18 protein-coding genes are annotated in these 20,522 nt (G+C 69.2%); 13 read left to right on the plus strand and 5 right to left on the minus strand.

Annotated features, from left to right (window positions below; all coding sequences use genetic code 11):
• Positions 1-21 precede the first annotated feature (21 nt).
• From QZ814_RS10985 to QZ814_RS11005, 5 genes are all read left to right on the plus strand, one after another.
• Positions 22-657 carry a hypothetical protein gene (locus QZ814_RS10985; protein WP_294331954.1) on the plus strand — a complete coding sequence of 212 codons (636 nt, stop codon included), beginning with the start codon at positions 22-24 and terminating at the stop codon, positions 655-657.
• 111 nt (positions 658-768) lie between these two features.
• Positions 769-1,599, plus strand: a complete 831-nt coding sequence (locus QZ814_RS10990; RefSeq protein ID WP_294331956.1) for a DUF6683 family protein — start codon at positions 769-771, stop codon at positions 1,597-1,599.
• A 20-nt stretch (positions 1,600-1,619) separates the two neighbouring features.
• Positions 1,620-2,381: a DUF6683 family protein gene (locus QZ814_RS10995; RefSeq protein ID WP_294331958.1), complete on the plus strand. Its 762-nt coding sequence runs from the start codon at positions 1,620-1,622 to the stop codon at positions 2,379-2,381.
• Between the two features lie 86 nt (positions 2,382-2,467).
• Entirely contained in the window at positions 2,468-4,198 is a 1,731-nt protein-coding gene (locus QZ814_RS11000) for a LysM peptidoglycan-binding domain-containing protein (RefSeq protein WP_294331959.1), read from the plus strand.
• Between the two features lie 24 nt (positions 4,199-4,222).
• Positions 4,223-5,134 (plus strand): hypothetical protein, encoded by a 912-nt coding sequence (locus tag QZ814_RS11005; RefSeq protein WP_294331961.1) that lies wholly within the window; start codon positions 4,223-4,225, stop codon positions 5,132-5,134.
• Positions 5,135-5,149: 15 nt separating this feature from the next.
• Here the strand turns inward: QZ814_RS11005 and QZ814_RS11010 are convergent, their stop codons facing one another.
• On the minus strand, positions 5,150-6,055 hold the full coding sequence (locus tag QZ814_RS11010; RefSeq protein ID WP_294331963.1) for a LysR family transcriptional regulator: 906 nt from the start codon (positions 6,053-6,055) through the stop codon (positions 5,150-5,152).
• 149 nt (positions 6,056-6,204) lie between these two features.
• Here QZ814_RS11010 and QZ814_RS11015 point away from each other — a divergent pair, with 149 nt between their 5' ends.
• Complete coding sequence (locus QZ814_RS11015; protein ID WP_294331965.1) at positions 6,205-7,407, plus strand: MFS transporter; 1,203 nt, start codon at positions 6,205-6,207, stop codon at positions 7,405-7,407.
• A 41-nt stretch (positions 7,408-7,448) separates the two neighbouring features.
• On the opposite strand, the gene QZ814_RS11020 is transcribed toward QZ814_RS11015, so the two are convergent.
• Positions 7,449-8,135: an anti-sigma factor gene (locus QZ814_RS11020; RefSeq protein ID WP_294331966.1), complete on the minus strand. Its 687-nt coding sequence runs from the start codon at positions 8,133-8,135 to the stop codon at positions 7,449-7,451.
• Positions 8,132-8,617: a sigma-70 family RNA polymerase sigma factor gene (locus tag QZ814_RS11025; protein WP_294331968.1), complete on the minus strand. Its 486-nt coding sequence runs from the start codon at positions 8,615-8,617 to the stop codon at positions 8,132-8,134. The genes QZ814_RS11020 and QZ814_RS11025 overlap by 4 nt, the downstream gene beginning before the upstream one ends.
• Positions 8,618-8,704: 87 nt before the next feature.
• On the opposite strand from QZ814_RS11025, the gene QZ814_RS11030 reads away from it, so the two are divergent.
• On the plus strand, positions 8,705-9,940 hold the full coding sequence (locus QZ814_RS11030; RefSeq protein WP_294331969.1) for a S8 family serine peptidase: 1,236 nt from the start codon (positions 8,705-8,707) through the stop codon (positions 9,938-9,940).
• Positions 9,941-10,050: 110 nt separating this feature from the next.
• A complete protein-coding gene (locus tag QZ814_RS11035) occupies positions 10,051-10,953 on the plus strand; it encodes a hypothetical protein (protein ID WP_294331971.1) in 903 nt (300 codons plus the stop codon).
• A gap of 76 nt (positions 10,954-11,029) precedes the next feature.
• Here the strand turns inward: QZ814_RS11035 and hcp are convergent, their stop codons facing one another.
• Positions 11,030-12,670 carry a hydroxylamine reductase gene (gene hcp / locus QZ814_RS11040; protein WP_294331972.1) on the minus strand — a complete coding sequence of 547 codons (1,641 nt, stop codon included), beginning with the start codon at positions 12,668-12,670 and terminating at the stop codon, positions 11,030-11,032.
• Between the two features lie 132 nt (positions 12,671-12,802).
• Here hcp and QZ814_RS11045 point away from each other — a divergent pair, with 132 nt between their 5' ends.
• Positions 12,803-13,249 (plus strand): Rrf2 family transcriptional regulator, encoded by a 447-nt coding sequence (locus QZ814_RS11045; protein ID WP_294331974.1) that lies wholly within the window; start codon positions 12,803-12,805, stop codon positions 13,247-13,249.
• Between the two features lie 147 nt (positions 13,250-13,396).
• Here QZ814_RS11045 and QZ814_RS11050 read toward each other — a convergent pair whose 3' ends face one another.
• Complete coding sequence (locus tag QZ814_RS11050; RefSeq protein WP_294331976.1) at positions 13,397-14,275, minus strand: Crp/Fnr family transcriptional regulator; 879 nt, start codon at positions 14,273-14,275, stop codon at positions 13,397-13,399.
• 92 nt (positions 14,276-14,367) lie between these two features.
• Between QZ814_RS11050 and QZ814_RS11055 the strand changes: the two genes are divergently transcribed.
• The 4 genes from QZ814_RS11055 (at position 14,368) to QZ814_RS11070 (ending at position 20,460) form a co-directional block, all read left to right on the plus strand.
• Positions 14,368-15,318, plus strand: coding sequence for a ferritin-like domain-containing protein (locus tag QZ814_RS11055; RefSeq protein WP_294331979.1), 951 nt, complete (start codon positions 14,368-14,370; stop codon positions 15,316-15,318).
• A gap of 27 nt (positions 15,319-15,345) precedes the next feature.
• A complete protein-coding gene (locus QZ814_RS11060; RefSeq protein ID WP_294331981.1) occupies positions 15,346-16,344 on the plus strand; it encodes a ferritin-like domain-containing protein in 999 nt (332 codons plus the stop codon).
• On the plus strand, positions 16,344-17,690 hold the full coding sequence (locus QZ814_RS11065; protein WP_294331984.1) for an Nramp family divalent metal transporter: 1,347 nt from the start codon (positions 16,344-16,346) through the stop codon (positions 17,688-17,690). The genes QZ814_RS11060 and QZ814_RS11065 overlap by 1 nt, the downstream gene beginning before the upstream one ends.
• 607 nt (positions 17,691-18,297) lie before the next feature.
• Positions 18,298-20,460, plus strand: coding sequence for a TonB-dependent receptor (locus QZ814_RS11070; RefSeq protein ID WP_294331987.1), 2,163 nt, complete (start codon positions 18,298-18,300; stop codon positions 20,458-20,460).
• The last annotated feature ends 62 nt before the right edge of the window (positions 20,461-20,522 follow it).

Consider the following 20,522-nt stretch of genomic DNA (forward strand, 5'->3'; position numbering starts at 1 on the left):
CTAAATGGGAAGGAACGAGCCATGAGTCTCCTGGGTGGTCTTACGCGGTCCCTGGTCAATCCGATCAGCCTGGCGTCCCTTGCAATGGGTCCGGCGGGCTGGGCATCGCTCGCGGTCCGCACGCTGGGTGCGGCGATCGGCCAGCAGGTGCTCCAGCAACTCGGCGAGAAGCTCGGCCTGCCGCAGGGCATGATCGACATCGCCAAGAGCAGCTTCAGCGCCTCCATCGGCGGGACGCCGAGCAGCATCGCCGACGCGGTCAGCACGGTCGGCTATGGCCTCCTGTCCCCCTCGGAGCAGGGCGCGATGACCCGCGAGATGAGCCAGCAGGCCGAGAACATCGCCGAGAACCTCTTCGCGGCCTCGCGCGAGGGCAGCGACCGCGCCAAGACCGAGGGTTCGCGCGAGGGCCGCGCCGGCAGCGGCAACTGGCTGCGCGCCATCGCCGAGGTGATGGCACAGTCGATGGATGCCAAGATCGACGAGATGCAGTCGCTGGCGCAGACCTACGACTCGCAGTCGAAGAACAACAAGTCGACCAAGACGATGACCGACCTGCAGGTCGCGACCCAGGAATTCAGCTACCTGATGCAGTCGACCACCAACATGATCAAGACGATCGGCGAAGGTCTGTCGACCATGGCTCGCAAGGGCTAAGAAACGCTGCGGTTCACCGCAAAGGGCCGGGCGAAGCATCGACTTCGCCCGGCTCGATTTTTATTCCGTCGGTGTCGGGAACGACCCGCCCGACCTGTTCCGGAGGTATCGATGGCGTCGCGGTTGCTCCTTTCCCTCGGCCTGGCATGCGTCGCGGTGCCCGGCATGGCGCAGGCCCAGATGATCAGCCCGATGCTGTACGAAGGCCCACGGATCGCGTTGCAGGACCATGCCGACCGGTTCTCGCACGACGCCGCTGCTCCACTGACGCGCGCGCGGCCCGCCGCCAATCCGGCGATGCTGCACTACACGCCGTCCAAGGCGCGCCGCACGGCCAATCTCGCCCGCTTCGTCAGCAAGACCCGCGCAGCCGATCCGCGCGGTGCCGAGGACCTCCAGAAGCTGTTCGCCCAGGGCGACTTCATCGAGAAGATCCGGGCGCTCGTCGCGCCGCAGGGGCTCCAGATCGACAATATCGCCGATGCCTATGCCCTGTGGTGGATCACCGCCTGGCAGGCATCCCGCGGGAGCAACGACACCCCCAGCCGCGCCGTGCTTGCCGCCGTTCGTCGGCAGGCGGCCGGTGCCATCGCCGCCACGGGACAGATTGCCGGGGCGTCGGATGCGCAGAAGCAGGAACTGGCGGAGTCGCTGTGGGTGCAAAGCGCGCTGATCGACGGCGCGGTGGAACAGGCCAAGCAGAAGCCGGAGCGCCTCCGCGCGATCGGCGACGCGGCACGCAAGGGCGCCGAGCAGATGGGCATCGATCTCGACCGGTTCGAACTGACGGCGGAAGGCTTCGTCCCGTCCAGGGTCAGCCGGAACGATGTGCCGGCCAGCCCCTCCACGCCGGGGAACGCCGGCAGCTATGGTGTGCTGGCCCTTGCGGCAGGCGGGATGGGCGTTGGCGGTTTCCTCCTGCTGCGCCAGCGCCGCGGGTGACGGCGAAGGGATCGCTTCGCGTGAAAAACTTCGGCGCAGCGCTCGTCCTGGTCGCGGCGATCCCCTGGGCGAAGACTGCCCAGGCACAGATCGACCCCCAGGGCTGGGTGATGATCACCTCCACCGTCACCCACTCCGATCCGCTGAGCATGATGCTCGACGACCGCATGGCACAGGACGCAGCGCGGGCGCGTTCGGCGGGCAAACCGCGCGCTGCGGAGCCCCCTTCCCCGCGCGGCACGCCCGCGGATGCCGCCGCACTGCGCTACCTTCCCTCCAAGGCGCGCCGCAGCGCCAACCTCGCCGCCTTCGTCCAGAAAACCCGGGCCGCGGATCCTGTGGGCGCCGCCGATCTGCAGAAGCTGTTCGCCCAGGGCGACTTCATCGAGCGGATCGGCACACTTGTCGCGCCGCATGGGCTGCACATCGACAATGTCGCCGACGCCTATGCCCTGTGGTGGCTCACCGCCTGGGAAGCGGCCCATGGCAACAACGACACGCCCGATCCGGCCACGCTCACCGCCGTTCGCCGGCAGGCGGCCAGCGCCGTCGCGGCCATCGGCGACATCGCCGGCGCGTCCGACGCGAAGAAACAGGAACTTGCCGAGGCGCTGTGGGTGCAGAGCGCGCTGATCGACGCATCCGTCGAACAGGCCAAGCACGACCCGGCCCAATTGCGGGCAGTGGGCGATGCCGTCCGCAAGGGCGCACGCGGCATGGGGCTCGATCTCGACCGGCTCGACCTCACGCCCACGGGGTTCGTCCTGGCCCCGGCCGGCTAGAGCCGCCCGCTGCCTAATCGATCCGTTGAGAGACGCTTCCGGCAGCGGCCGCTACACCGAACGGCGAAGTCCAAGGAGTATGACCGATGACCCAGCTGGCAAGCCTCCTCTCGTCCGGTTCGCGAAACGGCATCCCCTACGATCCGCTTGCAGGCGCGGGCCTGGCGATGGACGGCGCGACCGGCGGTTCGGCGCTGAACCGGCTGCTCTCCTCGCCCGATGGCCTGGCCCATCTCGGGCAGGGCGCGAACGTTCACGAAGTCCGCAAGGGAGAGACGCTGAGCGAGATCGCGGCGGCGAACGGCACCAGCTGGCAGCGCCTCGCCGAGATCAACGGCATCACCAATCCGGCGCTGCTCCAGATCGGCCAGCAGATCCGCCTGCCGAGCCCCGCCCCTGCAACCTACACGGTCAAGCCCGGCGACACGCTGCGCGGCATCGCCGCCGCGCACGGCACGACCGTCGCCGGTCTCGCCGCGCGCAACGGCATTTCCCATCCCGATCGCATCCACCCCGGCCAGCGCCTGACGCTGGGCGCGGCGAGCAGCGCTGCCGGGTCGCAGCAGGCGCGGATCCGGGGCAGCGCACCGGCATCGCCCGTCGCCAGCCCGGCCGAAGGCATCCCGAAGCCGGGGGCGGCGTCGGTCAAGGCCGCCGACCTGGCGCAGCGTCGCGCCGCCGGTCATGTGTCGATCGGCCGCTGCTATGCCTGGGTGAAGACGGCGCTGCAGCAGTCCGGCGCGGTGCGCGACTATCTGCCCGGCGTGGCCGCCAAGGGCGCCGGTGCCGCGCTGGAACAACGCGGCTTCGTCAACCTGCTCCGCGAGCCGGGCGCCACCATCCGCTCGCCCTATGACGCCCCCAAGGGTGCGGTGCTGGTCTATGGTGCCGCGCCCGGCGCCACCGACCGCAACGCCAAATACGGCCATATCGAGATCCGCACCGACACCGGGTTCGCGAGCGACTATGCCTCCGCCTATGCCCGTACCGGCAGCGCGGCCAATGGTCTGAGCGGCCGGGGCCGCACGCTGATCGGCGTGTATGTGAAGCCCGACGTTCCGACAGAGGCGGCCGCTCCCGCTTCCCCACAGGCCTCGGGCGCGCATGCCCCGCAGGGCGCCTATGCCCCCGAGAACCTGTCGCTGGGCGCCAATGCGCAGTATCGCGGCGCGATCCTCGAGGCGTCGAACCGCACCGGCATGGCCCCGCAGACGGTCGCCGCGATCATCGATGCCGAGGCGGCGAAATCGCGGGGCGTGTGGCAGGCCAACTCCAGGGCCGGCACCTCTTCGGCGACGGGCCTTACCCAGTTTCTGACCGGCTCCTGGATCGGCGAGGCCACCCGCCCCGGCAGCGTGCTCAACCAGGAAGCCAAGGCGCTCGGTCTGGTCGGCGCCGACAATCGCGTGGTCGATCGGGCGGGATTGCTCGCGGCGCGCAATGATCCGCGCCTGTCGATCCTCGCCGGTGCCGACTATGCCCGGCACAATGTCGCGGCGCTGCGCGACAGCGGCCATGTGCCCGCCGACGCCTCACCGGCCGCCATCGCCAAATATGCCTATATCGCGCATCACGAAGGTCTGGGCGGCGCCCGCGGCCTGATCGACGGCGAGATGGGGTATCTGCGCGACGGCACCTTCGAGGCGAATGTGCCGAGCAAGCAGCGCGGCGCCTATCTCGACGCCGCCGGCGGCAACGAGGGCGCGGCCTATCGGGGCTGGATCTCCGACTATATCGACCGCAACATCGACGTGACCCGGTTCATGGGCAACGCCCAGGGCATCGACGTGCCGGCGGTCCGTTCGCTTTACCGCTGAGGCGCTGCGGGGTAGAGGATCGGCATGCGTTTCTCCAGACACGCCAGCGTTCTGGCCCTCGCACTTGCCGCGTGCGGCGGGACCGCACCGGAAGCCCCCGCAAATGCTTCCCGCCAGGCGGCCGCCACCGCGCCCGCCGCTGTCGAGGCCGAGGCCTATGCCGACTGCCAGTCGCGCGCGAACGGCGATGCATCGGCGCTGACCGCCTGCGCCGATGCCGCCATCGAAGCCGCCGGGACCGGGATCGACAGCCCCGACGCCGCTGCCGCCTTCCGCGCCGCGCTCCAGCAATTGGGCGACGCGGCTGCCGAGGGCGGCGGCGCGGCGGCGCGGGTGACCTTCGCCCGCGCCGCGGTCCACGTGGCGCAGGAACGCGCCGCCCTCCTGTCCGGCGCAGCGTCGGCGGCCGCCCCGTCGGCGGTGCCGGCCGCCGCGAGCGAGGCCTGGGCCACCAGCCGTACCCTCAGCTGTCGCGCGCATCCGGTATCGCATTGTGCCGCCCGCTATGACGCGCTGCTGGCGCAGCTGATGCCCCCACCCGCGAAGGACCCGGCCATGGCCCGTGCCGCTCCGGCAGAAGGCCTTCCGCTTCCCACCTGCGACGCGCTCAAGGCCGGCGGCAAGATCGGCGGCGCCCTCGCCGATGCCTTCTACGCCCGCTATCCCAAGGCGCTGGCGGGGGAGGCCAGCGTCGAACAGGTGGCGCTCGATCCTGCCGCGCTCGACAATGTCGTGCGCTATCTCGTCTGCGTGGCGGGCGCGACCGACTATGACCCCGCGGTCGCGGAAAACGGCCTCGCCCTGTTCGCCAGCAAGCGCCACGGCGCCGCGGCCCGCCATGCCCTGTCCACGCTCGCACGCAGCACCGATCCGGCGGCGGGCGCGGCGCGGCGCTTCGATGCGCAGATCACCGGCTATCTGCACGGCCCAGGCTGACCGCCCGGCTCCGGCTCAGCTAAGGTTGGCGGCGAGGAAGTCGACGAACACCCGCACCCGCGCCGGCACGTTCTGACCGCCGACGAAGACCGCGTGGATCTGCTCGATGTCGCCGGGGTTGAACGCCTCGAGGATCGGCACGAGCGTGCCGTTCGCGATCTCCCGGGCCACGCTGAACGCGCCCACTCGCGCCACGCCGACCCCGATCGCCGCAAGCTGCCCCAGCGTCTCGCCATTGTTCGCCTCCACCCCACCGCGCACCGACAGGGCGAAGTCGTGACCGTCGCGGCGGAACGGCCACACGGGTTCGGATCGGCGGAAGCTGAAGTTCAGGCACTTATGGTCGAACAGATCCTCGGGCACCTGGGGCGTGCCGTGGCGCGCGAGATAGTCCGGGGATGCGACGATCACCCGGCGGCTTTCGCCGAGCCGGCGGGCGGTGAGGCTGCTGTCCGGCAACGGCCCGAACCGCACCGCGACATCCGCCTCGCCGCCGGCAATGTCGACCAGCGTATCGGTCAGCGCGATGTCGATCAGGATGTCCGGGTAGCGCGCCGCGAACCTGCCGAGCAGCGGCACGACGCAGAGCCGGCCATGCGACAGCGCCGCGCTGACCCGCAGCCTCCCCCGCGGGTTGCCCTGGTCGGCAATCTGCTGCTCGGCGTCGTCCAGATCGGCGAGGATCCGCCGCGCCGCCTGCAGATAGGCGCGGCCCTCGGCCGTGAGGGTGAGCGCCCGCGTCGAGCGCAGCAGCAGCCGCACGCCCAGCCGCGCCTCGATCCGGTCGACCGCACGCGCCACGGCCGAGGGGCTCATGCCCAGTTGCCGGCCCGCGGCGGAAAAGCTGCCTTGCTCGATCACTGCGGCGAACAGCGCCAGCGCATGCGCCCGGTCGCTGCTGCCGCTCAGCTTTGCGTCCATCGCACAAATCCTTCGCGTTTCCGCCTGCTACTCTCTCGCACACGCGCCGTCCATCTGTGCTCCGAACAAGCAACGGGAAGGTGACCATGGACGTTCGGCAAGTGCAAGCATCGGGGGGCCACGTGCTCCCGCGCCCCGGGGAGGCCCGAGTGGCGGCCGCGCGGAGAACGAACCGGCTCGGCCTGCTGGCCCTCGCCGTGGGCGCGTTCGGCATCGGCGTGACCGAATTCGCGCCGATGGGGCTGCTGCCCGTCATCGCCCGCGATCTGCAGGTCTCGATCCCCGCGGCGGGGCTGTTGATCAGCGCCTATGCGCTGGGCGTGATGCTCGGCGCGCCGCTGATGACGCTGACCACCGGCCGGGTGCCGCGGCGGATGCTGCTGATCGGCCTGGCCGGGATCTTCACCGCGGGCAACCTGCTGGCGGCGGTGTCCGGCAGCTACGCGATGCTGCTCGTCGCGCGCGTGCTCACCTCGTTCAACCACGGCGCCTTTTTCGGGGTCGGCTCGGTGGTCGCGGCCGGGCTGGTGGCCCCAGAGCGCCGGGCCAGCGCCGTCGCCGCGATGTTCATGGGGCTGACCATCGCCAATGTCGTGGGCGTGCCGCTCGCCACCTGGGCGGGCGAGCATCTCGGCTGGCGCGCCTCCTTCTGGGGCATCGCCGGCCTGGGCGTGCTGACGATGGTGGCGCTGCGCGCGACCCTGCCTGCCCTCCCCGCACCCAGGGGCGGCGACGTGCTTGCAGAGCTCCGGGTGCTCACCCGCAAGCAGGTGCTGGGCGCGCTGGCGCTGACCGTGATCGGATCGAGCGCGATGTTTACCGTGTTCACCTACATCACGCCGATCCTGCGCGATGCGACCCATGCCTCGCTGGGGTTCATCACCGCGATGCTGGTGCTCTATGGGCTCGGGCTCACCGCAGGCAACTGGCTGGGTGGCCGCTTCGCCGACCGGTCGGTCGACCGTACCTTGCTGATCACGCTGGCGGCGCTCTCGGCGATCCTGGTGGCCTTTGCCCTGTCGATGGCGCAGGCAGGTCCGAGCGCGGTACTGATCTTCCTGTGGGGAGTCGCAAGCTTCGCGCTGGTGCCGCCGCTGCAGGTGCGGGTGATGACGGCGGCGGCGGACGCGCCCAACCTCGCCTCGGCGGTCAATATCGGCGCGTTCAATCTCGGCAATGCGTTCGGCGCGGCACTGGGCGGCGGCGTGATCGCCGCCGGGCTCGGCTATCCGGCGGTGGCACTCGCAGGCGCGGCGACGTCGCTGATCGGACTGGTGGCGCTATCGGCGACCAGCGGCCGCAAGGCACAGCGCGCGCCTGGGTGGAGCGACCCGCACCGCGCCCGCTCCTAGCCCCTCGCTTTGCACCGCGCCGGTCCGCCCAGCCCGGCGCGCTACTTCCATCCGGCGGCGCGGGCTCTGGCCTCGGCTGCAGCGTCGAGCGGGTCGCCCGCCATCAGTTCCTGCGCCGCCGCCATCAACGCGGCATCGGCCGAGCCCGCCTGCGCATAGCCGCGTGCTGATACCCGGCTGCCGCCCATCGTCTGCCGCAGCGCCCAGCCCTTCGCCTCATGGCAGGCAATGCCGTCCGCCGGCTGCGATCGGAAGACCCGGCAATAGCGGCCCTCGCGATCGCGGAAGCTCACCACCAATTGCACGTCCCCCGCATTGGCTGCGAGCTGTCGGTCGAGCGCGCCAGCCAGCGATCCGGCGGCATACAGATGGCCGTCGCGGGTTCGCACGACACCCTGCTCCGGCAGTCCCTTGCCGAGCAAAAGCCCAAGCACCAGCGCCGCCGCGACCGCCCCGCTCCACGGCGCCCAGGCCGGCACGCGGGCGGTGCGACGACGTGCCGGCAGGTCGACGACATTCGTCCGGATCAGGGCTGCCAGCCGATCGGGCACCGGCTCCTGCGCCACCGCCGCGAAATGGCCGTCGAGCCTGGCCCGCAACGCCCGGTGCCGCGCGACTTCCGCGCCCAGTGCCGGATCGGCGGCAATCGCCTGCTCGACGCGCTTGGCGTCGAGGGGCCCCAGCTCGCCATCGGCATAGGCCATCAGCAGTTCGGGATCGATGCTCACAGGTCTTCTCCCAACCGCGCCATCAGCGCCTGCCGCCCCCGCACCAGCCGCGAGGTGAGCGTCCCCATCGGCACGTCGAGCACCTCGGCCGCCTCCTTATAGGCCAGCCCCTCGATCAGCACGAGCGCCACGGCCTCGCGCTGCTCCTCGGGGAGCGCGTGCAGCGCGGCATCGACCTCGCCCAGCGCGACCCGCGCCTCGGCACCGCCGTCCGCGCCGATATCGGCGCCTGCCTCGGCATCGACGAAGGTCTGCCCGGCCCGCTGCCGGCTCCGCGCCATGTCGATCCAGCTGTTGCGCATGATCCGATACATCCAACTGTCCATCCGGGTGCCGGGCTGCCACGACGCCCTGCCGAGCAACGCCTTTTCGACCGCCACCTGGCAGAGATCGTCGGCATCGGCCGGGTTGCGGGCGAGCGCACGCGCGAACCGTCGCAGCCGAGGCAGCAATGCAAGCAGATCGTCCTCGAAAGCCGCCAACCTGATGGTCCCTTGTTCGTGGATGAAACGGGTGGCTTGCGCCGTTTCATCCACAGCTTCTAAATTTTGTGCAAGGAAGATCCGGTGATGCGACGGCAATGGCACTCGATCGGGCTCGTTCCGCTCCTCGCGGCGATGCCGGCGCACGCCCAGCTGGTGCCGGTCATTCCCCACCTTCCTGCGCCGCTGACGCCCGAGCGGGTGCTCGGCCGGCTCGATCAAGCGCTGGAGACGGCCGCCGACGGTGTCGCCCAGCGGCTGGAGGCGATCCGGCGCAGCGCTGCCGCCCAGCTGGTGCGCGCATACCCCGACCGGATCGCGCTGGATCCGGACGGTTTCCCGGCTCGCGCGGGCGAAGTCGTCATCGACGATCCGGACGACGCGCTGGCTACGCGCCTGCAGACCAAGGGCTATGCCGTGCTCGCCCGCGAGGACGTGCTGGGGGTGCGCTATGTTCGCCTCACCGTACCGCATGGTCGCTCGCTGACCCAGGCGATCCGCGAGCTCCGGAAGCTGGGCGCGACCGGGGTGACCGCGGATCAGCTCCACGCGACGAGCGGCAGCGTGCCCGCCGCGCCGGCACCGCCGGCGGCGGGAAGCGGCACGCTGCTGGGCGTGGTCGATGGCGGCGTTGCGGGCGCGACGCTCCGCGCCGGGTTCGCCAGCGGCGCCCCGCACGACAGCGACCATGCCACGGCCGTCGCCTCGCTGATCAGCGGCGCGGGTGCCGTGCGCGGCGGCCTGCCCGGCGCGCGGATCGCCTCGGCCGATGTCTATGGCAGCGATCCCGCCGGCGGAAACGCAACGGCCATCGCCCGCGCGATCGGCTGGATGGTGGAGAACCGGGTAAGCGTGGTGACGATCAGCCTGGTTGGGCCCGCCAATCCGGTGCTCGGCAAGGTGATCGCGGCGGCGCAGGCACGCGGCACCGCGATCGTCGCGGCGGTGGGCAATAACGGGCCCGCCGCGCCGCCCGCCTATCCCGCCTCCTATCCTGGCGTCATCGCCGTCACCGGCGTTGACGCGCGGGGCCGGGTGCTGATCGAGGCCGGACGCGCCAGCCACCTCGATTATGCCGCCCCCGGCGCCGACATGCTGGCGATGGCGGCGACCGGGCGGACGATGCGGGTGCGCGGCACCTCCTTCGCTGCCCCGCTGGTGGCCGCCACGCTCGCGCGCTTCTATCCGGCGGCCAGCCCGGGTCAGCTGCCGGCGGCGATCGCCAGGGTGGACGCGGGCGCGCGCGATGCCGGCGCGCGCGGACCGGACCCGGTATTCGGTCGCGGAATCGTCTGCGAACCCTGCCGCACGCCAGCGCAATAGATTGATCGCAAAAGACAAATTCCCGCCTCGAATTTTTTTCGTCGGGTCGGGATTAAACCGCGGCCGGGCCCCGTTCTCCCAATGTCAGTAGCTCTTTTGGGAGAACGGAAATGATCAAGATCCTTGGTGCCAGCGCGCTTCTCGCCATCGCCGTCGCATCGCCCGCCTCGGCACAGATTCTCGGCGGCCGCGGCGCGCTCGGCGGAAGCCTGGGCGGCACGCTCGGTGGCTTCGGCGCGCCGATGGGCGGCCCGGGCATGCTCGGCAGCACGATCGATCGCTCGTCGCGCGACCTGCCGATCGCCGGGGACGCGACCGGCAGCGTGCGCGGCTCGACCCGCACCGAGCGCAGCGTCGATACCCGCAAGGGCCATGTCAAAGCCTCGAACGACAGCAGTCTGGACTCGACGGTCGCGAACAGCGCCCGCCTCGGCAATCGCGCCATCGGCGGCACCGCATCCGGCAATGCCAGCGGCAACGGCAGCGCCGAGGCCCAGTTGATCGGCACCGACGCGGTGCGCGGCGCGGCCGACAGTGCGGTGGACAGCACCCGCAGCACCGCCTCGGCCGTGCGCGGAAACGCGAGCGCGACGGCAACCCGCCTGGGCGAGACGACGCGCGGCGCCGTCGGCAGCGCACGGACGGGTGCGGAGACGGCGCTGGGCCGCGTCCGGAGCGCGGCACCCAGCCCCGCCGACGTCGCCGCCACCGCGACGCACGCCGCCAACGGCGCCGCCGGGGCCGGCACCGGCACCCTGGCACTTGCCGGCTCTGCGGCGGCGAGCGGCACCGGCGCCGTCCCGGTTTCGCCCGGCATGGTCGTTACCGACGCCAAGGGCCGGCTGATCGGCACCGTGCAGTCGGTGCGGACGTCGGGCACCGGGGCGGTCCAGCAGGTCCTTGTCCGCGTCAAGGACAAGACCGCGACGCTGCCCGCCGCGAACTTCACGGGATCGGGCGACGCGCTGGTCTCCGCCATGGGCCGCGGCGAGGTTCGCAAGACCGCCGACTGACCGCGAACCCGGACAACAAGCGGCGCACGCGATCCCGTCGCGTGCGCCGTTGGCGTTTGCCGACCCTGGTGCGAACTCAGGCGGCCTGGAGCATCTGCTGCAGGTCGGCCTGGGCGTCGCCGGTCGGGCGGATGTCGAACGTGTCGACGAGGATGGCGAGCACCTCGGGCGTCAGGAACTGCGGCAGCGTCGGGCCGAGATAGATGCGGCGCAGGCCCAGGTGCAGCATCGTCAGCAGCACCGCGGTCGCCTTCTGCTCGAACCAGCTGATCGCATAATGGAGCGGCAGGTCGTTGACGCCGACGCCCAGCGCCTCCGCCACCGCCGTTGCGATGCGGATCGCCGAATAGGCATCGTTGCACTGGCCGATATCGAGCACGCGCGGCACGCCGTTGATGCTGCCGAGCTCCTCGCGGTTGAAGCGGAACTTGCCGCAGCCGAGCGTCAGCACCAGGCTGTCCTGCGGCGTCGCCATCGCCAGGTCGTGGAAATAGTTGCGGCCCGGGCGCGCGCCGTCGCAGCCACCGACCAGGAACAGATTGGTCACCTCGCCCTTGCCGATCATGCCGAGCAGCGTGTCGGCAACGCCCATCACGGTGTTGCGGGCGAAGCCGATGGTGATGGTCTGCGCCGGCGCATCTTCGGCGAAGCCCGGTTGCGCCTGGGCGCAGGCGATGGCGGGCGCGAAATCATGGTCGGCCAGATGCGGCAGCCCGTTCCAGCCCACCGGCCCGGCGGTGAAGATGCGGCCCGCATAGCCCTTGAGGTTCGGGTTGATCAGGCAGTTGGAGGTCATCACGATCGCCCCGGGAAAGGCATCGAAGTCCTTCTGCTGGTCCTGCCAGGCGCCGCCGTAATTGCCGGCGAGATGCGGGAACTTCTTGAGGCCCGGATAGGCATTGGCCGGCAGCAGCTCGCCATGGGTATAGACCAGCACGCCGGTGCCTTCGCTCTGCTGGAGGATCGCCTCGAGATCGCCCATGTCGTGGCCGGAGACGAGCAGGCACTTGCCCGCGCGCGGCGTCATCCGCACCGCGGTCGGCTCGGGATGGCCGAAGCGCCCGGTATTGGCCGCGTCGAGCAGTTCCATCACCTTCAGGTTGAGCGCACCGATCGCCAGCGCATGGGCGAGCAGCGCGTCGACGTCCACCGGATCGGTGGCGAGGAAGGCGGCGATGCGGTGGAACTCGGCGCTGACCGCCTTGTCCTTGAAACCGAGCACCCGGGCATGCTCGCCATACGCGGCGGTGCCCTTCAGTCCGTAGAGGATCAGGTTCCGCAACCCGACGATGCTCGGCCCGTCGCGATCGAGGAAGCGCTGGATCGCCGCGAACGGCGCCGCCGCGGCGAGCTCGGACGGCGTGGTGCCGGGGTTCCAGCCGGCCGGCTCGGCAAGCGCCGAGACATCCGCGCCGGCGGCCTCCGCGAGCAGCCGCGCCCGCTCCCGCATCGCGAGCGCTTGCGCGATCAGCGGCACGAAACGCGTGTCGTCGAAATTGACGTTGGTCAGGGTGGTGAACCAGGCGTGCGGCGTGAAGGCATCCACCGCTTCGTCCCGCGCGCCCTTGGCCGCAGCACGGTCGGCATAGACCGAGACGCCCTGCAGCACCCGCAGCAGCACGTCCTGCAGATCGGCGACCTGCGCGGTCTTGCCGCAGGATCCCAACTTGGCGGCGCAACCGCCCTTGTTCGATTGTTCGCACTGGACGCAGTACATCGCCGGTCTCCACGTAAAGCTGAATTGCACATTCCGCTTATGAGGCCGGCGATCGCGCCACTTTGACGAACGTCAAACCTACGTGTTTTCCCCCACTGCGCGTGCATGCCTGGCCAAGTAGGAAGGTCCGGCATGCATCTGACCCGCCATTCCGATTATGCGCTGCGCTTGCTGATCCATCTCGGCAGCATCGGGTCCGGGCGCGTCTCCATTGCCGCGGTGGCGGAGGCGCAGGCCATTTCCGCCACCCATTTGATGAAGATCGCCAACACGCTTGCCCATGCCGGCTTCATCCAGGCGATACGCGGGCGTGGCGGCGGGATCCGGCTCGCGCGCGATCCCGCGGAGATCAATCTCGGCGCCGTGCTGGACGTGACCGAACCGCGCTGCCCGATGGTGGATTGCACCGGCTGCCGGCTGGCGCGCCGCTGTACCCTGCCGGGCGTGCTCGACGAAGCGCGCCGCGCCTTCATGGACGTGATCGGCCGCTACACGCTGGCGGACGTGCTGCGCCGGCCCGGCGGCCCGCCGGGCGCCGCCCCCGTCCTGGCGGCATTGTCCGCAGACGCGGCGCGCTAAGGCCGAACGCGGCGAGCGACCGCCGCACCCGGTGCGACGACCGCCGATGGCCGCGATCAGAACTTCGTGCCCATGAACGATACCCGGCGCTGGTCCAGCAGGTTCACCACCTGCCCGGCTGCTCCGCTTCGACGTGCGCCGTTTCGATCAGGACATCAGCACCGGGCGCTGGGCGGAAGCGTCGCTCGGCAGCCCGCACGCGGGCGGCAGTTCACGCGGCCACGGGGCTATCGCTGCCGCATAGCGCGCCTCGGCAGCGCCATAGGAATATCCGGCCATGATCGTGAGGCGGTGGCGATCCCGAATGGTAAGGCGCGCGCGCTCGCAGCGGAGGATCTTCTCGCCCTCGAGCACGTGGAAGCATTCGGTCACGCTGGCCCGGCGCGTGTGAAGTGCGCGGGCGACCTCGTCGTGGGTCACCATCAGCGTGTCGCCGTCGCTGCGATCGTGGAGCATCAAGATCCACCGAGCGACCCGGCGCTCCAGGGCGTCGATCGTGTTCGAGCCCAGCGTCGAGGCCATCTGCTCGAGAAAATTGTCCGCATAGCGCAGCAGATTGGCCCGTAGCGTCGGACTCCTGGCGCACGCCTCGAGCAAGGGGCGCGCCGCAATGGACAGCGCGGTACCGCCCTGCAGTTCCACGGTGGCGAGCGTGAAGCTCTCCTCCACCCCCATCAACAGCGACCAGCCCAGCATGCCCTCGTGGCCGACCAAGCCCAGAGCAGGCTGACGATCGCCGAGCATTGCTTGTCGAACGCAGAAGACGGCCGTTTCCGGAAAGACCAACTGTACCGATCCGCAGGCCGTGCGGCTCACCCGATCGCGGGCGCCGAAATGCTGGCGGGAAAGATGCGGGATCAGCAGCCACGCGTCGCTTTGCGGGAGGGATCGCAGCAGCAGATTGCCGCGAATGTCCGGCGCATAGCGGGCGTTCGGTTTCGGCATCGGCGCGGCCCTCTCCTCGTTGCCTGTAAGCTTCGCAACGTTCGGCCCCACGGATGCACGAAAACGCGGGTCCGCGGACATTTTGTACGACACCGTACCCAGCCCGCATCGAACCGGAACTGCTTGAAAACACCCGTGGTTCGAAGGCCGCTACCATCAGGGAGGCACGCGCCGTGAACCAGCAAACCGAGCTACTCGACGCCTTCGAGCAACAGGCCCAGCGCCGGAAAGACCGTCGGGAATTCTTCAAGGCCTTCGCGCTCACCGCCGTCGCGGGCGGCGGACTGGCGATGGCGACCAGCGTCCAGCGCGCCGCCGCCCAGGCCAGCCTCACCGATGGCGACGTGCTCAACTTCGCGCTGAACCTCGAATATCTCGAGGCGCAATTCTATTCCTACGCCGCCAACGGCGTCGGCCTGTCCGCCGATCTGCTGACCGGGCCCGGCAAGATCGGTGCCGCGATGGGCGCGCGCCAGGCGACCTTCAAGGATCCGGCGGTTGCCGCCTATGCCCAGGAAATCGCGGCCGACGAACGCGCCCATGTCGCATTCCTGCGCAGTGCGATCGGCGCCACCGCCGTCGGCCAGCCGCAGATCGACATCGGCGTATCCCCCACCAGCGCCTTTTCCAACGCCGCCCGCGCCGCGGGACTGATCGGCGCGGGCGAATCCTTCGATCCCTATGCCAGCGACGAGAATTTCCTCCTCGGCGCGTTCATCTTCGAGGATGTCGGGGTCACCGCCTACAAGGGCGCCTCGCCGCTGATCACCAACAAGGTGTTCCTCGAGGCTGCGGCAGGCATTCTCGCGGTCGAGGCCTATCATGCCGCCCTCGTCCGCACGACGCTCGATGCGAAGGGCATCGCCGCGCCCAGCCTGGTCGACGCGACCGAGGCGATTTCGAACGCGCGCGACAGCCTCGACGGCCCGAGCGACGATGATCAGGGCATCCGCGCGATCGGCACCGCCAGCAACATCGCCCCGCTCGATGCCAATGGCCTCGCCTATAGCCGCTCGACCGGCCAGGTCCTGAACATCGTCTACCTGAACAAGGCCGCGGTCACCGCCGGCGGATTTTTCCCGAACGGCGTCAACGGCACCATCGTCACCAGCGCAGCGAACTGATCGCGCGGCTCCAGGGAGGCTACAGCCATGAACCATGATATCGTTCTGCAGGTCCTGGACGCGTGCGACGCTCGCCGCGCCGAACGCCGGGCCTTCATGAAAAACGCAGGCCTTGCGGCTGCCGGTGCGTCGATGCTCGCGGCGTGCAGCGGCGGCAATGACGGTCCGGGATCGATGATCACCCCGACGCCGACGCCCACCCCGTCGCCCACGCCCACGCCGACCAGCAGCCTTACCGACCAGGACGTGCTGAACTTCGCGCTCAACCTCGAATATCTCGAGGCGCAATTCTATTCCTTCGCGGCAACGGGCGCGTCGCTGCCGGCGAGCATGCTCTCCGGCACCGGCCAGGCCGGCGCGCCGAACGGCGGGCGGCAGGTCCAGTTCAAGGATGCCGCCGTCGCCCGCTACGCCCGCGAGATCGCAGGCGACGAGCAGGCGCATGTCGCCTTTCTGCGCAGTGCCCTGGGCAGCGTCGCCGTCGCGCAGCCGGACCTCGATCTCTCGGCCGACGTCAACGGCGCCTTCTCCACCGCCGCGCGGGCGGCGGGGCTGGTCGGCGCCAACCAGGCGTTCGATCCCTATGCCAGCGACGAGAACTTCCTGCTCGCCGCCTTCATCTTCGAGGATGTCGGCGTCAGCGCGTACAAGGGCGCCTCGCCGTTGATCACCAACAAGACCTATCTGGAAGCGGCCGCCGGCATCCTCGCCGCCGAGGCCTATCACGCGGGGCTGATCCGCACGACCTTGTACCGCAAGGGGCTGACGACACCCTCGCTGATCGACGCGACCGAGGCCATCTCGAACGCGCGGGACAGCCTGGATGGCCCCAGCGATCTCGACCAGGGCGTCCGCCCGATCGGCAACGCCACCAACATCGTGCCGACCGATTCCAACGGGGTCGCGTTCAGCCGGTCGGCGGGCCAGGTGCTCAACATCGCCTATCTCAACAAGGCATCGGTGGATCGCGGCGGGTTCTTCCCGCGCGGTGTCAACGGCACGATCAAGCTCAGCGCCGCCAACTGATGCCGCCGTTCGAGGGGGATATGCCCGCCTCGGGGGGCTCGACCGCGATCCACGCGGCGAGCCTGCCCGGCGCGTTCCGGAGCGTCGCCGTGCCGGCAGCCGCCGCGGGGTTCTGGCGCAAACTGGGGGCCTTTGCCGGGCCCGGCTATCTCGTTGCAGTCGGCTATATGGACCCCGGCAACTGGGCGACCGGCCTCGCCGGCGGCTCCGCCTTCGGCTATTCGCTGCTGTCGGTCATCCTGCTGTCGAACCTGATGGCGATGCTGCTCCAGAGCCTCTCGGCGAAGCTGGGCATCGTTACCGGCATGGATCTCGCCCAGGCCTGCCGCGCCCGCTATCCGCTCGTGCCGCGGATCGGCCTCTGGCTGCTGTGCGAACTCGCGATCATCGCGTGCGATCTGGCCGAGGTGATCGGCACGGCCGTGGCGCTGAAGCTGCTGTTCGGGCTGCCGCTCGTCGCCGGCATCGTGGTCACGTCGCTCGACGTGTTGTTGATCCTCATGCTGCAGCGGCGCGGGTTCCGGCAACTCGAAGCCTTCATCGTCGCACTGCTGATCGTCATCGCGCTCTGCTTCGCGGTGGAGCTGGTGTGGGCGCAGCCGAGCCTCGCGGCGATCGGCGCCGGGCTGCTGCCCTCGTCGCAGATCGTGACCAACCCCATGATGCTGTACGTCGCGATCGGCATCCTCGGCGCGACGGTGATGCCGCACAATCTCTATCTTCACTCCTCGCTCGTGCAGACGCGCGCCTTTGACCGCACCGACCGCGGCAAGCGCGAAGCCATCCGGCTGGCGACGATCGACAGCACCGTCGCACTGGGGCTCGCGCTGTTCGTCAATGCCGCGATCCTGATCCTCGCCGCGGCGGCATTCCACGGATCGGGCAAGACCAGGGTGGCCGAAATCAGTGACGCCTATGCGCTGCTGGCGCCGGCGCTCGGCATGGGCCTGGCGAGCACGCTCTTTGCGGTCGCGCTGCTCGCATCCGGCCAGAATTCCACGATCACCGGCACGCTGGCGGGGCAGATCGTGATGGAGGGCTTTCTTGGCCTGCGGCTGCCGCATTGGCTGCGGCGGATGGTCACGCGCGGGTTGGCGATCGGGCCCGCTGCGCTTGTCGCAGGCTTGTACGGAGAGGGCGGCGTCGCCAGGCTGCTCGTGCTGAGCCAGGTCGTCTTGAGCCTGCAACTGCCCTTTGCGGTCGTTCCACTCGTGCGCTTCACCGGCGATCGAACCCTGATGGGGCGCTTCGCCAACGGCCGGTCGATCCGCATCGCCGCGCTTCTGATCACCACGATCGTGATCACACTGAACGGCGTGTTGATCGCCCAGCTGGTGATCGGCTGACGTCGCCCGTTCGTCGGTCTCGCCGCTGCACGCCGGAACGGAGGGGCTGGCATCGTTCGGGACATCGGACACGCACATGGAGAACCGCCCGTGGCTGCGCACCCGGCGCGCGCGCGGAGCCGCGCTGATATCGATCTGCGACGGCGTGGCTCCGTTGGCGGAGGGGGCCTGCTGGAGGGTCGCAGCGCCAAGGAACACGGAGCCTCCGTGTCATCCCGTCGCAAGCACTACCGAACCGCCCCCCCCCCGGGGTTGCCGCAGGCCCAGGGGCTTGAAGCACGCGGCCCTGGGCGATCGGCATAAGACGGGGCGGCTCACGCGCGTACATACGCGGGAAAGGCCTCCTACGGCTGCCGGGAAAGGGAAAGAACCAAGACATCAGTACAAGTGCATTAGATTCAAAATGAATCTTTGTTATACGTACGGCGAATCGTATCTTACGCTGGGAGCGCCTTTCTTGGAAATATCTGATAAGCCAGTACAATTGTTTCGCATTGTCGGTTTGGTTGCAATCGTTACAGTCCCGTTTTGCGCTCCGCAATCGTTTGCGCAGGTCAGCCAAGGCGCTGCAGTCGGGACGGATGACAGTCAGAGCAGAAACGAGGAATTGACGGACCTCGTCGTGACCGCCCGGCGGCGCGAGGAGAACGGCCAGCGGGTGTCCGTCGCGATCCAGACAGTCACCGGGGAGGCCATCCGCGACGCCGGCTACAGCACCCTTACCGACCTCCAATATCTCGTGCCGGGTCTGCAATACGATCCGACCCAGGGTGCCGCGTTCCAAATCCGCGGCGTCGGCACCACGTCGTTCGACTTTTCCAACGCGAAGTCGGTCAACGTCGTCGTCGACGACGTGGTAATGGACGGCCAGCGCGCCAACGGACTGATCGGCCTGGCGGACATTGCGCATGCCGATGTCCTGATGGGGCCGCAGGGCACGGCGTTCGGCAAGAACTCCACTTCGGGCGTGATTGCGATCACGACCAACAGGCCGCTGCTGAAGACGACGTCGGTGCAGGCGAGCGCGAGCTTCGGCGCGCATGCCGACCGGATCTTGAACGCCACAGTCAATCTCCCGCTGGGCGATCGGGCAGCGCTGCGCATCACCGGCTTCGATCAAGGACAGGACGGTTTCGGCCGGAACGTGACCCTGAACAAGCTGGTAGGTTCGACGCACGACTATGGCGGCCGCGCCCGCCTGCTGCTCCAGCCCAACGATCGCTTCGATCTGCTGGTGTCGGGCGATTACGGCCATCATTGGGACAGCAATGTCCGCACGCCGGTCTCCGGCCAGCCTGCTGCCGTGACGGCGATCCTGGGATCGCTCGGCGTCACTCCCGGCCCCAGAAACGCCGATACCGCCGACAGCATTTATGGACAGCTCGATTCCGAGGAATGGGGCGCCTCGGTGCGGGTGCATGCAAAGATCGGCACTCATGACCTCACGTCGATCAGCGCCTATCGCTACACCCGCTACGACAACGCCACGCCCGCAAATCTGACGCCGGTCGATCGGTTCGCCTATATCCCGTACAATGTCGGCTATCTTCACACCGACAAGGTGAGCCAGGAGGTCCATCTCGCCTCGCCCGAAGGCGGCCTCATCCAGTACCTGATCGGCGCCTTCTACAACCGACTGGAAGCGACACAGTCGCAGCTCCAATGGGCGACGCTGGGAGCCCCGGTCTTCACCAACGGCACCCCGGCCCGGACGCTCTTCGCCGTCTCCGGCGCGATCGGCGCCACCGGCAACGCCTCGCTATTCCGGGCCGTGAACGAAACCGCAGCGATCTTCGGTGAAGTCCGCATCGCACCGACGCGGTGGTTCCATCTCGATCTGGGGGGGCGCTACAGCCACGACAACAACGCCCAAGGGCTGACCTATGTGACGATGGACCCGGTTCCGGTGACCGGCTTCTCCCCCCGGTTCATCCCGACGAGCCCGCCGCCGGTGCGTCCGTTCGGCCGCGTGACCGGCGACGATTTCTCCTTCCGCATCTCGCCGACATTCCAGGTCGCGCCGGAGCTGATGGTCTACGGCACCTACACGACAGGCTACAAACCGGCGGGCATCGCCTTCGTCGGCAACAAATATGATCCGTTTGCGGCTGAGACAGTGAAGGCGTGGGAAGTGGGCCTCAAATCCGAATGGTTCGGGCGCCGCCTCCGCTTCAATATCGACCTCTTCCGATCCGACTTCACCAATTTTCAGGCGACGATCCTCACCCGGATACCGGACGGCGCGGGCGGCTCGCTTCTCGCGACGGCGATCGGCAATGCCGGCGGCCTGCGCAGCCAGGGCGTCGAGAGCAGCATCGCCCTGCGCCCCACTCCGTCGCTGACGCTCGCGGCGTCGGGGGCCTATACGGACGCATACTTCACCAACTACCGGTTCGACGCGACGACCGACTATACCAATACGCGCCTGCCGAATTCGCCCGCATTCTCGGCAACCGCCGCGGCAACCTACGAGCATGCGCTATCGTCCCCGCTACGCCTGCGCGCGCATGTCGACTATGCGTATCGGAGCGCAACCTGGACCGTGGTGGGGCAGCCCAGCTATTCCTATGTCCCCGGGTTCGGCCTGACCAACGCGCGCATCAGCGTCCTGCACGCCCGCTCGGGTATCGAAATGGGCGTCTATGCGCGCAATCTGTTCGACACCTATTTCTCGACAGGCTGGCAGATCTACGGCGCGATCGGATTGCTCCATTATACCTCGCCCAACGCCCGCCGCACGGTGGGCGGCTTCATGAACGTCCGCTTCTGATGCGCACGATGCGAGCCCGGTTTTCCTTAACCCTGGCGGCAACAGCCGGCCTTGCCCTCCTC

The organism is uncultured Sphingomonas sp., from assembly GCF_913777625.1.
Taxonomy (GTDB): domain Bacteria; phylum Pseudomonadota; class Alphaproteobacteria; order Sphingomonadales; family Sphingomonadaceae; genus Sphingomonas.

Bases quoted from the DNA above. Each gene is read 5' to 3' on its own strand.
- QZ814_RS11010 (WP_294331963.1), bottom strand. From the start codon at position 6,055: ATGGACGCAAAGCTGAGCGGCAGCAGCGACCGGGCGCATGCGCTGGCG.
- QZ814_RS11065 (WP_294331984.1), top strand. From the start codon at position 16,344: ATGCCGCCGTTCGAGGGGGATATGCCCGCCTCGGGGGGCTCGACCGCG.
- QZ814_RS11045 (WP_294331974.1), top strand. From the start codon at position 12,803: ATGCATCTGACCCGCCATTCCGATTATGCGCTGCGCTTGCTGATCCAT.
- QZ814_RS11005 (WP_294331961.1), top strand. From the start codon at position 4,223: ATGCGTTTCTCCAGACACGCCAGCGTTCTGGCCCTCGCACTTGCCGCG.
- QZ814_RS11050 (WP_294331976.1), bottom strand. From the start codon at position 14,275: ATGTCCGCGGACCCGCGTTTTCGTGCATCCGTGGGGCCGAACGTTGCG.
- QZ814_RS11035 (WP_294331971.1), top strand. From the start codon at position 10,051: ATGATCAAGATCCTTGGTGCCAGCGCGCTTCTCGCCATCGCCGTCGCA.
- QZ814_RS11060 (WP_294331981.1), top strand. From the start codon at position 15,346: ATGAACCATGATATCGTTCTGCAGGTCCTGGACGCGTGCGACGCTCGC.
- QZ814_RS10985 (WP_294331954.1), top strand. From the start codon at position 22: ATGAGTCTCCTGGGTGGTCTTACGCGGTCCCTGGTCAATCCGATCAGC.
- QZ814_RS10990 (WP_294331956.1), top strand. From the start codon at position 769: ATGGCGTCGCGGTTGCTCCTTTCCCTCGGCCTGGCATGCGTCGCGGTG.
- QZ814_RS11000 (WP_294331959.1), top strand. From the start codon at position 2,468: ATGACCCAGCTGGCAAGCCTCCTCTCGTCCGGTTCGCGAAACGGCATC.
- QZ814_RS11030 (WP_294331969.1), top strand. From the start codon at position 8,705: ATGCGACGGCAATGGCACTCGATCGGGCTCGTTCCGCTCCTCGCGGCG.
- hcp (WP_294331972.1), bottom strand. From the start codon at position 12,670: ATGTACTGCGTCCAGTGCGAACAATCGAACAAGGGCGGTTGCGCCGCC.